The 12,162-nt window shown below is 52.4% G+C and carries 9 protein-coding genes; 1 reads left to right on the top strand and 8 read right to left on the bottom strand.

The genetic code is table 11. The annotated features are described in order from the left end of the window. Positions 1-3: 3 nt before the first annotated feature. From KNP74_RS00980 to KNP74_RS01015, 8 genes are all read right to left on the bottom strand, one after another. Positions 4-900 carry a M15 family metallopeptidase gene (locus tag KNP74_RS00980; RefSeq protein ID WP_214763187.1) on the bottom strand — a complete coding sequence of 299 codons (897 nt, stop codon included), beginning with the start codon at positions 898-900 and terminating at the stop codon, positions 4-6. Positions 901-975: 75 nt separating this feature from the next. Further along, on the bottom strand, positions 976-1,395 hold the full coding sequence (locus tag KNP74_RS00985; RefSeq protein ID WP_214763188.1) for an acyl-CoA thioesterase: 420 nt from the start codon (positions 1,393-1,395) through the stop codon (positions 976-978). A 30-nt stretch (positions 1,396-1,425) separates the two neighbouring features. Further along, on the bottom strand, positions 1,426-3,687 hold the full coding sequence (locus KNP74_RS00990) for an AAA family ATPase (RefSeq protein WP_214763189.1): 2,262 nt from the start codon (positions 3,685-3,687) through the stop codon (positions 1,426-1,428). A gap of 57 nt (positions 3,688-3,744) precedes the next feature. Then, on the bottom strand, positions 3,745-4,428 hold the full coding sequence (locus KNP74_RS00995) for a hypothetical protein (RefSeq protein ID WP_138859346.1): 684 nt from the start codon (positions 4,426-4,428) through the stop codon (positions 3,745-3,747). A 102-nt stretch (positions 4,429-4,530) separates the two neighbouring features. Beyond that, positions 4,531-6,096 (bottom strand): BCCT family transporter, encoded by a 1,566-nt coding sequence (locus KNP74_RS01000; RefSeq protein WP_214763190.1) that lies wholly within the window; start codon positions 6,094-6,096, stop codon positions 4,531-4,533. Between the two features lie 125 nt (positions 6,097-6,221). After that, a complete protein-coding gene (locus KNP74_RS01005; protein ID WP_214763191.1) occupies positions 6,222-6,710 on the bottom strand; it encodes a DUF3939 domain-containing protein in 489 nt (162 codons plus the stop codon). A 107-nt stretch (positions 6,711-6,817) separates the two neighbouring features. Then, a complete protein-coding gene (gene acnA / locus KNP74_RS01010) occupies positions 6,818-9,532 on the bottom strand; it encodes an aconitate hydratase AcnA (RefSeq protein ID WP_214711309.1) in 2,715 nt (904 codons plus the stop codon). A gap of 194 nt (positions 9,533-9,726) precedes the next feature. Next, positions 9,727-11,322 (bottom strand): peptide chain release factor 3, encoded by a 1,596-nt coding sequence (locus KNP74_RS01015; RefSeq protein ID WP_214707626.1) that lies wholly within the window; start codon positions 11,320-11,322, stop codon positions 9,727-9,729. A 193-nt stretch (positions 11,323-11,515) separates the two neighbouring features. Between KNP74_RS01015 and KNP74_RS01020 the strand changes: the two genes are divergently transcribed. After that, positions 11,516-11,947 carry a DUF2621 family protein gene (locus KNP74_RS01020; RefSeq protein ID WP_034777781.1) on the top strand — a complete coding sequence of 144 codons (432 nt, stop codon included), beginning with the start codon at positions 11,516-11,518 and terminating at the stop codon, positions 11,945-11,947. Positions 11,948-12,162 lie beyond the last annotated feature (215 nt).

The following is a 12,162-nucleotide window of genomic DNA, read 5'->3' on the forward strand; positions in this document are numbered from 1 at the left end:
CCCTTAATCCATTAATTGCTCGAGATAGTGCTCAAGCGGGACGTTCGCCTTGTGGACCTCCGTCGCATGCTCTACCCCGATATAGCGTAAGTGCCACGGTTCGTACATATAACCGGTTTCGGCCTCATATGCACGTTGATAACGGACGATGAATCCGTACGTGTGGGCATTGTCGGCCAACCACTTGCCCTCTTTCGTCTGATCTAGACTTTGTGTCAATTGATAGCCGACCGAGGCGCTCGAAACATCGATGGCGAGCCCGGTCTGATGTTCCGAGTGTCCTGGTGGTGCCGAATATTTCATCGCCTGTTCTTTCCCGTCCCGGGCGACATAGTTATTGAACAGTTGCACTTGATAATCGTAGGAACGGAACGCACTCGTCCCTTTCAACTCAATGTCGGCCGCTTTCGCGCCCGTCATGAGCTTCTCGATGGCCTGTGCCGCTTCTTTACGAAGCATCTTCCGCTCCCCGGTCGCCGATTCGACGAAATCGATATTCGCCGTCACGAGATCGGCTGGTTTATAGCCCGCTGGCAAGGCGATTTGCTTATTGACAAGGATGAGTGTATCGAGCTTCAAATTCGCCGTCCCATTCTGTTCAAGCGGTTCGCTCGGCGCTTCAGTCGGCTCCTCTACAGGAGGGGCCTCGGCAACCGGCAATTCTTCTTCAGGCTGATCCTCGGAAGGCTCTTCCGCTGTCGGTTCCTCCGTTTCCGGAGTCGGTTGTTCTGCTTGCTCGTCTTCTTTATCCGTCGGCGTTTCGGCCGGAGTTTCTGTTTGTTGTTCGGTTTCGGCCGGTTTGTTCTCGGTTTCTTCCGTTTTGCTTTGGTCGCTTGTGGTACAGCCCACTAATGTGAGCGTCAAGGCGCAGCACACCATCAGCATAGATGGTTTTCGCATGCGATCTTCCCCTTTCATTGTACAAAAAATACCGTCAAGATATGATACCATACTGACGGTACAAAAGAACCACTGTTATAAGACGGGACTCATGACGCGCATATACATGTCATGCCACTCAGGAAACTCACGGTCGAGTCGAATCGGTTTGAAGTCACCGCGTTTGACGACGACATGTGTGGTCTTCGCCGAACCGACGAGATGACCGTTTTGATCAGTCAACTCATAGCCGTAGACCGTCCGGACCTTCGAATAACTATCGACCCAAACTCGTACGTGGACTGTGTCTCCGTACGTCACGCTCTTCTTATAATCGATCGAGACGTTCGTCACTGGGGAAACAAATCCCGCTTCCTCCATGTCTTTATATTCGACCCCGAGCTGGCGCAACAATTCGGTGCGTGCCATTTCAAGATATACTAAATAGTTTGCATGATAGACGATGCCCATCATGTCGGTCTCTTGATAGCGGACCGGAATCTGAATCGTATGCATTGAATCGTCCTCACTTTCAACTTGATTATATTATAACTTGGTCTTAATATCTACTACTAAAATCTGATTCAATTCACTGTCTTGTGACGATGCTTCGATCAAACGATATGATTGTCTCGCGATCGCTTCATCGATCAACGATAGGGCCGTCCGTGCATTCGGTCGGTCGATTTCTTTTAGACGGTCAAGGAGTGCCAGACTGACATCTTCATCACACGTATAGCCGAATTTTGCGGCATACTTCTTGGCGATATCGACGAGCTGTTCAAGCGAGTAGTCCTCGAAGTGAATCGTCCGTTTGATCCGGCTGTTGAGCCCTGGGTTTGAGTCGATCAGGCGACGCATTGGTGCCTCATAGCCCGCCATCACGACGACGAGGTTGTCTCCATGCTTTGGCATCTCGTCGACGAGCGTATCAATCGCTTCACGCCCGTAGTCGTTCGGTCCTCCATTCAGGCTGTATGCCTCATCAATCAACAACACGCCACCGAGCGCATCGCGAATCGCGGCTTTCGTTTTTTGTGCCGTTTGTCCGACATAGCCGCTGACGAGATCGGCCCGGCTGACGACTTTCAAATGTCCGCGTTTTAAATAGCCCGTCTTCTTCAAGAGCTGGGCGTACAGGTGGGCGAACGTTGTTTTTCCGGTCCCGCTGTTCCCGACGAGGGCGGCATGGAGCTGGACGGGTGCCGTCTTCAACCCGAGTTCACGCCGACGCTTCTGAATCGTGACGAGTGCCTCAATCTCGCGCAGTTGACGTTTCGCCTCATCCATCCCGACCAAATCGTCGAGTGTCGGACCGGAGGTATCCTCGGTCGCATCCATATCAAAATCGACTTCTGTCAGGAGGGCCATCTCGTCGAGTGGGGCATCGGCACCAAATCGCGACCCTTTCTTGAACATGGCGTCGAGTAGAATGTTGTGCACCGTCCGCGCGTTGCCGAACGTCGCGTCGACCCGTTCCCGGTCGATTCGCGCAATCAAGGCGCGCTTCGCTTCGACCGTCAGGACGTAGTTGTTCTCCGCCGCCACTTTTTCACCGATGGCGACGAGTTCGTCATCACTGTAATTCGGGAGCTCGTAATGGTTGGATTCCGGGAAGCGGGAACGAAGTCCTGGGTTCGCAAGCAGAAAATGACGCATTTCTTCCGGGTAACCGGCGAGAATCACGACAAATTTTCCCGCATACTCCCCGCTCGTCATCGCGGCGACGAGCGTGTCGATGGCTGCTTGTCCATAGTCACTCCCACTCGCATCTTGACGTTTCAAGGCATACGCCTCGTCGATGAATAAGACACCGCCCTCGGCTTCCTTCACCTTGTTCATGACCTGTTCTTCCGTTTGACCGACGAACGCACCGACGAGACTCGACCGGTCCGCCTCGACGACATCGGGACGTGCGAGCAGACCGAGCTCGAAATAAATCTCGGCCATGAGACGCGCGAGCGTCGTCTTGCCGGTCCCTGGATTGCCGGTGAACACGAGATGGAGTGAAGGTTGGTGTTTGGACGAGAACCCCGCTTTCTCACGCTCTTTCTGGAACAACAAGAACCGATACCATGCTTTGACACGTTGCTTCACGTCAGACAAGCCAATCATCGACTCAAGCGACTCAATCGCACTCGACCGTGTCGCTTCAGTTTGTTCTGGTAACAACGCAACGATCGCGTCGAGTCGTTCCTTGACGAGACCGACTCGTTCGCCGAAGCGGTGAAACGCCTCGCGGCTGAAATAATTCCCTTGCATCGACGCCAAGAGTGAGGCTGTGTCGTCTTCGAGCGCGGCAACTTCTTGCATCGCTTCGATGACGACGATGAACAAACGTTCGAGTTGCCCTTTAAACTCCGAGTCCCGTAAATCAGATTTGGCGCGGTCAATCTCATCGTGAAGCTGCTCGAGATGTTCGAGCAACTCGGATGTCTTCGACTCATATTCGGTCAATATTTGAACTTTCATCGACGCGTAATCCGTCTCGCGTAGCTTCGGCCACTCGACATGCAGCTGTTGCTTGTGGCGCCGCAAAAGATCATACAATTGACTGACACGAAGGGCTGGCGGCAAAGCACCGAGCGACTCCAACTCTTTCACCCAACGAGTTAACAGCGGGTCGATCGACTGACGGTGCTGTAACCGTCTCGTCGCGAGTAGTGTCAGTGTGCGAATCAATTCTTGACGATGCCCGGTCGCGCGTGACCAATGGGCGTAAGACAGGAGAGCCGCTTCATCGACGCGCCCACCTTCTTCCCAAGCCGTCAAATCGGTTTGGACTTGCTCCAAGGTGATCTGTTTCATAATATTCTCCTTTTTAGACGACAAAGGAGCCGACGTCTCAGTCTGCTCCTCGCCGGATTATCGTGATTCAAAAGAAGTCATGCGAATCGAATGGAACAACTTTCCGTTGTTACGCGACTCGGCGGCGAGCAGGATGCGCTCGTTCGCATCGACATAGTACGTCACCGCTTCTTCATTCTCATCTTCACTGAAAATCGATGGATACTTCTCGACCCATTCTGCTGGGACGGCTTCCGGTGTTTCTTTCTTGACGAACGCTTGTGCCGTACGACCGATGATATCGACATCGCCTTCGCTCGAGCCAAGTGTTCCGTCGTCTAGCCATTTACGAATCTGTTCGTTCGTCGCCCGTGACAAGAACGGGTGCGGGGCGACCGCGCCTGAGCTCGTCTCTTGACTGTTCGTCTCCTCACCGTCCTGATTGAACTCACGATAGACGGTCCCGTCCCACTCGGCACGGGCACCGACGTTCGGGCCCTCTACGACCTCGGACACGAAATGTCCGTCTTCGTCATATGTCACTTTATATTCACGAACTTCTAGCGTCTCCCCGTCCTCCGGCAACTTTTTCTCTTCATAGCCGATGACCACAGACGTATAGAAAGGCTCGGCCCGATTGGTGCGGCCGTCGTCGTCATTTAAATTGGTGACCAAATAAAAATTATAGGCGAGCAGGGCGCCGACAATGAGAATACCGGCAAAAATCACCCAACTCAATCGCTTCTTTACGTGTTGTTTCATAGAATGCCCTCCCAATCTTCTTCACTTACTATCCTACACTAGCGAGAGAGTCATGCAAAACATTAACCACTAAAAAAGGCCTCCATAAGAGGCCTCTTCGACTTATCCGAGTTTATCTTCTTCGTCTTTATACGCTTCAATCCACTTGTCCCGCTCATCCGGTTCGTTGGCCAAGTCCTTGAACAAGGCGACGATCATCAGAATCAAGACAAAAATGAACGGGAACGCGACGAGGATGGCGACCGCTTGCAGCGCTCCGAGCCCACCTGCATATAAGAGGACGGCAGCGATCGAGGACTGGATGAAGCCCCAAATCAACTTGATGCGCATCGGCGGGATCAGTTTCCCGTTCGTCGTCAGCATTCCGAGCACGTAGGTGGCCGAATCTGCTGACGTGATGAAGAATGTCGAAATCAGGAAGATGGCCAGGATACTGAGTACCATCCCAAATCCGCCGAACGTCTCGAACAAGGCGAACAACCCGACTTCCGTCCCGATTTCGTTGACTTGGTCGATCAGTGCTGCGCCACCGAACAAGTCGGCCCAAATGGCCGATCCGCCGAAGACAGAGAACCAAAGCAGACCGAATGAAGTCGGTACGAGCAGAATCCCGATGATGAACTCACGAATTGTACGTCCTTTTGAGACGCGGGCGATAAAGGTTCCGACGAATGGTGACCAAGAGATCCACCATGCCCAATAGAAAATCGTCCAATCGTTGATCCATTCCCGTTCGACAGGCTCAAATGCACCCGTACGGAAACTCATCGACGGCAACTGTTGCAAATATGTCCCGATTGTCTGTGTGAACAAATCGAGAATGAACGCGCTCGGTCCGGCCACCAGTGTTGCTCCAAGCAAGACGATGGCAAGGAAGATGTTCGTGTTACTTAAAATCCGAATCCCTTTCTCGAGACCCGTCGAAGCGCTAATCATGTATAGCACCGTTACGACAGCGATGATGATCAGTTGTGTCGAGAACGCGTTCGGCACTCCTGGAATCAAGTAATGCAGACCACCAGCGATTTGCTGGGCCCCGAATCCGAGCGAGGTCGCGACACCGAAAGCGGTCGCGATGACTGCTAAAATATCGACTGTCTGTTTGACAGGACGTTCATAGCGGTCATTGACGAGCGATCCGATCGTCTCTCCGATCGTCGCCGGACGACCTTTGCGGAACGTCGAATAGGCGATGGCGAGCGCGATCATCGCATAAATCGCCCACGGGTGGAAGCCCCAATGGAAGAAGGAATAACGCATCGCAGTGCGCGCATCGCCTTCCGGCGTCGGCGACTCAAACGGTGGTGCATGGAAATGCGACAACGGTTCTGCCGCCCCCCAGAAGATGAGGCCAATCCCCATTCCGGCACTGAACAACATGGCGAACCATGTCAAATAGCTGAATTCTGGTCGGTCCGTATCTTTGCCGAGTCGAATCGAACCAAATCTCGAAAAAATTAAAAAGACGGCGACGAGTAAAATCCCAGTCGCGCTGAGCAAATAAAACCAACCCATCCCGTTCGAGAGCCAACCTTGTAACTTCGTCGTCACGTTCAAGAGACTCGCGTTACCGAGGAGGCGCTCAGGGAAGATACCCCAAATCGTGAACAAGACCGTGATGATGGCTGAAACGAGGAAAACGGTCGTCACTTGGCTTTTTCTTTCCATAATCTCACTCCTATTCAATTTTCTTATTTTCATATACGTTTTCCACCGTAACATAGTTTATAAACCCGACTCAACCCCGCGACGTGTTTGGCCGGCCATGTTAAAAAAGTGACGATGGCGTGTCGTCACTCTGGCGGTTTCGGTTCTAAAGACACGATTAACGTCTCGTCAACGACGTAATAAGGCCGTTTTGGCAATACTTTCAAGTAGCCGCCCTCACGTAATCGAGTCAAATCCAATTGCAGTGTCTGATGAAATTTTCGAAACGGTATTTTTTTTTCTTGCTCAAAGTATAAATCGAGCGCCCGCTGCACTTGATCCATCTCATAAACTAATTCCCGCTCGTCCTCGGGAACGATATGAAACGTCTCTTTTGACATATAAAACCGCTGTCTCGTTTTTCCGGGCAAGTGTTTTTTCAGTCGAGCCAAATCGATTTCTTGCGCCTCGTCGAGTAAGACCGTACGATTGACGCCTTTCGGTAACGTCTGCTCATATTCATGGATGGCTTCTCGCAATTGTGGAAGCGTGAGGTCGATCTCTTCCTCCGGCACTTCCTCTTTTTGCGTCAGCCGTTGCCACCAGTTTTTGCCTGATTTCGTTTGTCGCTCCATACACTCCCCCCTCTCCCCATTCTCTTCCCGATATCGTGCACCGTCTCACCTTATATTCGCACATTCACTAAAAAAACCTTCCTTTTTTCAAAGGAAGGTCAGTTGGCTTATTTCAATTTGTTACGGAGGACCATCTGCAAGATTCCACCGTGACGGTAGTAATCGATTTCGACTTCAGAATCGAAGCGGGCGACGACTTGGAACTCGGTCACCGTACCGTTCTCATGAGTCGCTTTGACGTTCAGGATATCACGTGGGCGAACCGATTCGTCGACTTGGATGTCGATCGCCTCTTCACCTGTGAGTCCGAGTGAGTCGGCCGACTCCCCGTCCATGAACTGGAGTGGCAAGACGCCCATCATGACGAGGTTCGAGCGGTGAATCCGTTCGAAGCTTTGCGCGATGACGGCACGAATGCCGAGCAAGTTCGTTCCTTTGGCTGCCCAGTCACGTGACGAGCCCATTCCGTAGTCGTTCCCAGCGAAGACGACGAGGCCTGTGCCCTGCTCTTTGTACTTCATGGCCGCATCATACATAGGCATGATTTCGCCAGTCGGCCAGTACGTCGTGAAGCCGCCTTCAGTGCCTGGTGCGACTTGGTTACGAATACGGATGTTCGCAAACGTACCGCGCATCATGACTTCGTGGTTTCCGCGGCGTGAGCCGTACGAGTTGAAGTCGAGCGGTGCAACACCTTTTGATTGAAGGTATTGGCCAGCTGGTGTCGTTTTCGAGAATGCTCCGGCTGGTGAGATGTGGTCGGTCGTGACCGAATCAGCAAACTTCCCGATGACGCGGAGTCCGTTCAACGCATGGACGACGCCCGCTTCCGGCTCGAGGTTTTCGAAGAATGGCGGGTTTTGGATATACGTTGAATCGTCCGAGAAGTCATACAAGTTGCCTTCTGGCACGTCGAGGGCGTTCCAACGCTCGTTCCCTGTGAACACTGTGTCGTACTCTTTACGGAACGCTTCCGGTGAGACGACGTCTTGAACGACCATCTTGATCTCATCGTTTGATGGCCAGATGTCTTTGAAGAAGACCTCGTTGCCATCTTTGTCCGTTCCGAACGACTCGTTCATGATGTCGAAGTTGACCGATCCGGCGAGCGCGTAGGCGACGACGAGTGGCGGTGACGCCAAGAAGTTCGCTTTCACGAGCGGGTGGACACGGCCTTCGAAGTTACGGTTCCCCGAGAGGACAGACGAGACGAGCAAATCGTTCGATGTGATCGCTTCTTCGACTTCGCGGTCGAGTGGACCCGAGTTTCCAATACAAGTCGTACATCCGTAACCGACGGTGTTGAAACCGAGTTGGTCGAGATACGGCGTTAGACCGGCTTTATCGAGGTAATCGGTAACGACTTTCGAGCCTGGTGCGAGCGACGTCTTCACGAATTTCGGAACCGTGAGACCACGTTCGACGGCTTTCTTCGCGACAAGTCCTGCGCCGACCATGACGTATGGGTTCGACGTGTTCGTACAACTTGTGATCGCTGCGATTGCCACGTCACCTGTACGCATGTCGACAGCGCCGTCCGTGTAGTTGACAGCTGCCGTCTTCTCAAGCTCGGCTTTTTCAAGACCGAAACCACTGTGTCCGGCTGGTGCCGTCACGCTGTCGACGAACGCCGTCTGAAGGTCTGATAAGTTGATCCGGTCTTGTGGACGTTTCGGTCCAGCGAGGGACGGCTCTACTTTCGACAAGTCGAGCGTGAGCGTTTTCGTGAACGACGGGTCAGCCTGGTCTGGCGTATAGAACAAGTCGTTCGCTTTCGAGTAGGCTTCGACGAGGTCGATCAATTCTTCTGGGCGACCTGTCGTGCGCATGTAGTTGAGCGTCTCTGTATCGACTGGGAAGAAGCCACATGTCGCGCCATATTCAGGTGCCATGTTGGCGATCGTCGCCCGGTCCGAGAGCGGCATCGTGTGAAGCGACGGTCCGAAGAACTCGACGAACTTGCCGACGACTTTCTCGTTACGGAGCATCTCTGTGACGACGAGCGCGACGTCTGTCGCTGTGACACCCGGGTTGACTTCACCGACGATTTTGACGCCGACGACGTCTGGTACCGGGAAGTAAGACGGTTGTCCGAGCATGCTCGCTTCGGCTTCGATTCCACCGACACCCCAGCCGAGGACACCGAGTCCGTTGATCATCGTCGTGTGCGAGTCCGTTCCGACGAGCGAGTCTGGATAGGCGACATTGCCCGTTCCATCATTCTTTTCGAGCACGACCGAAGCCAAGTACTCCAAGTTGACTTGGTGGACGATCCCTGTTGCTGGCGGGACGGCACGATAGTTGTCGAACGCCGTCTGGGCCCAACGTAAGAACTTGTAACGCTCTTCGTTACGCTCGAACTCGATGTCCATGTTTTTCATGAGTGCGCCGGCGAAACCGTACGCATCGACTTGGACCGAGTGGTCGACGACGAGGTCAACCGGAATTTCCGGGTTGATCTTGTTCGGGTCTCCACCGAGGTCGGCCATCGCTTTACGAAGTGAAGCGAGGTCAACGACCGTCGGTACACCCGTGAAGTCCTGAAGGACGACGCGAGCCGGTTTGAACGGAACATCGATGTCTTTCGAGACTTCGGCAGTACCCCATTTAGCCAAGTTCTCGACATGTTCTTTCGTGATGGCGCGACCATCCTGCTGGCGAAGTACAGATTCGAGCAATACACGAATCGAGTACGGAAGTCGACTAAGTTCCGTCACCCCTTCTTCTTCAAGCTTTTTGAGCCGGTAATAATCGTACGCTTTGCCATTGACCTCGAACTGCGTCCGAGATTTGAAAGCGTCTAATACGTTCGTCTGTTCCATACGATATCCCCCTTTTTGAAAGCGGCGACTTCGGCATGTGCCGTAATCGCTTACTTATCACATGTTTATCATAATACAACTATAGCGTGACGTAAAATACATTCCGTCACAAATTAGCCATAAGTAAAACTTATCAAAATCAACCAAGTCACTGAAACAAAAAAAGGACGGCCCTATGAAGAGCCGTCCATCTATTATTCTGCGCCGATCTCGACGTTGACGTCGAGGGCGTCGACGAGCGTGAGCTCGTCTTCATAGCGTTCTTTGAAGCGGTCGAACGTGAACTCGTTGGCGAACAAGAACACGGGACGCTCCCAGCGGTCTGTCACGAGCATGTTGCGTGAGTCCTGGAACGGCTTGAGCGCCTTCAATTCCTTGTCCTTCACCCAACGGGCGACGCTGTACGAGACCGGCTCCATGCGGATGTCGACGCCGTACTCGTTGTTCAATCGATACTCGAACACTTCGAATTGGAGTTGACCGACCGCACCGAGATAAATCTCGTTGTACTCGTTACGGTACACTTGGATCGCTCCTTCTTGGGCGAGCTGCTCGACACCTTTGTGGAAATGTTTCGACTTGAGCGAGTTGACCGGCGAGACGCGCATAAAGAGTTCCGGTGGGAACGTCGGCAACGCCTCGAACGCGATTTTTTGTTTCGATGTCGTGATCGTGTCGCCGATTTGGTACGTGCCTGAATCATAAATCCCGATCACGTCTCCAGCGAACGCCTTGTCGACCGTCTCCCGGTCGTTGGCCATGAGCTGTGTCGACTGGCTTAACTTGATTTTTTTGCCCGTCCGTGTGAGCGTGACATCCATGCCGCGCTCAAAGACGCCCGAACAGATGCGAACGAAAGCGATGCGGTCGCGGTGGGCCGGGTTCATGTTCGCTTGAATTTTGAAGACGAAGCCGCTGAAGTCCTCTGACGTCGGGTCGATTGGACCGACGTTCGACTTACGTGCCTCAGGCGCCGGTGACATATCAAGGTAGTGATTCAAGAATGACGTCACCCCGAAGTCGACGAGCGCCGTCCCGAAGAAGACCGGCGTCAATTTCCCGTGCTGGATCGCATCGACGTCGATTTCATTGCCGGCACCGTCGAGAAGATCGATTTCATCTCGAAGGTTCGTTAAGTTCTCTTCCGTCAAGTGATCGGCGAGGATTGGATCATTGACCCCTTCTTCGTTCAATGTGAGCGTCGCTTTGTCACCACGGAACAAGTGCACTTCGTTTTTTAAGCGATCGTATACCCCTTCGAACTGCATTCCGCTCCCGATCGGCCAAGTCACGGCGACCGAAGGCATGCCGAGCACTTCTTCAAGTTCTTCCATGAGCTCGAGCGGATCTTTCGCTTGTCGGTCAAGCTTGTTCATGAACGTGAAAATCGGAATCCCGCGCATCCGACAGACTTGGAACAATTTCTTCGTCTGCGTCTCGATCCCTTTGGCCGCATCGATGACCATGACGGCACTGTCGACCGAAGTCAAGACGCGATACGTATCTTCCCCGAAATCGTTGTGTCCTGGTGTGTCCATGATCGAGACGACCTTGTCTTGATAGACGAACTGCATGACCGATGACGTGACCGAGATTCCACGTTGTTTCTCGATCTCCATCCAGTCAGATTTGGCGTGTTTAGAGTTTTTACGGGCTTTGACCGTCCCCGCTTCACGGATGGCTCCCCCGTGAAGGAGCAATTTCTCGGTGAGCGTCGTCTTACCGGCATCCGGGTGCGAGATGATGCCGAAAATACGCCGCTTCTCAACTTCTTGTTTTAATTGGTTCATGTATGGCTCTTTCCTTTCTGAACATTACGATTTACACTGGCTCTTGCTCATTGCAACGCTATCTATTCTAACGAAGCCCGCGCGTTTCGTCCATCTTTATAGTAAGGAACGGATAGCTGTAGCTTTTGTATCGCGCCCCTTTTTTGTATACTTAGCTTGAATGATCGTGAAATGACAGAACGGGGGAAAGACGATGCCAGAAAACTTGGTGATGTATTTCATTGTCTTCTGGGGATTCGTGATGATCGGGTTGATGTCGATCGGCGGCTACTTCATGTTCCGCAAATTTTTAAAACGAATGCCGAAAGAAGACGGGCGCTCACTCCTCGACATCGAGGATGATTACATCGACAAGACACGCCACTTATGGACACCGGAGACGCGTACATTGCTTGATCGTCTCGTCACACCGGTACCGGAGCTGTTCCGCGACGTCGCCATCCGAAAGATTGCGGGCAAAATCGGACAGTTCGCTCTCGAGACGCGAGCCCGTGAAATGACGACTGAGCTCGTCGTCAAAGGCTATATCGCCGCGACACCGAAACGGGACCATAAATTTTTAAAAAAGGCGCTTGAAGAAGAACAAATCGACTGGAAAATGTATCAACATTATTTCCAACAATGATGAAACGAGATGCCGGCCTTGGGCTTGGCATCTTTTTTTGTCTTCACCAGTTCAACTAAGTTATACGAAACGGAAATTGTGCCATACGAATACTAAGTCCAAAGTACCTTTTTTGGACGGATTAATTATTCTTAAATACCGTTCATAATATAGACAATATTAAAAACGATTACAATAAAGTGGTATGACCAATATTAGTATAACATGCATGGGTT

It is taken from the genome of Exiguobacterium sp. s141 (assembly GCF_018618085.1).
Classification (GTDB): domain Bacteria; phylum Bacillota; class Bacilli; order Exiguobacteriales; family Exiguobacteriaceae; genus Exiguobacterium; species Exiguobacterium mexicanum_A.

Coding starts and splice junctions, on each gene's coding strand:
- KNP74_RS00980 (WP_214763187.1), bottom strand. CDS start 900: ATGCGAAAACCATCTATGCTGATGGTGTGCTGCGCCTTGACGCTCACA.
- KNP74_RS00985 (WP_214763188.1), bottom strand. CDS start 1,395: ATGCATACGATTCAGATTCCGGTCCGCTATCAAGAGACCGACATGATG.
- KNP74_RS00990 (WP_214763189.1), bottom strand. CDS start 3,687: ATGAAACAGATCACCTTGGAGCAAGTCCAAACCGATTTGACGGCTTGG.
- KNP74_RS00995 (WP_138859346.1), bottom strand. CDS start 4,428: ATGAAACAACACGTAAAGAAGCGATTGAGTTGGGTGATTTTTGCCGGT.
- KNP74_RS01000 (WP_214763190.1), bottom strand. CDS start 6,096: ATGGAAAGAAAAAGCCAAGTGACGACCGTTTTCCTCGTTTCAGCCATC.
- KNP74_RS01005 (WP_214763191.1), bottom strand. CDS start 6,710: ATGGAGCGACAAACGAAATCAGGCAAAAACTGGTGGCAACGGCTGACG.
- acnA (WP_214711309.1), bottom strand. CDS start 9,532: ATGGAACAGACGAACGTATTAGACGCTTTCAAATCTCGGACGCAGTTC.
- KNP74_RS01015 (WP_214707626.1), bottom strand. CDS start 11,322: ATGAACCAATTAAAACAAGAAGTTGAGAAGCGGCGTATTTTCGGCATC.
- KNP74_RS01020 (WP_034777781.1), top strand. CDS start 11,516: ATGCCAGAAAACTTGGTGATGTATTTCATTGTCTTCTGGGGATTCGTG.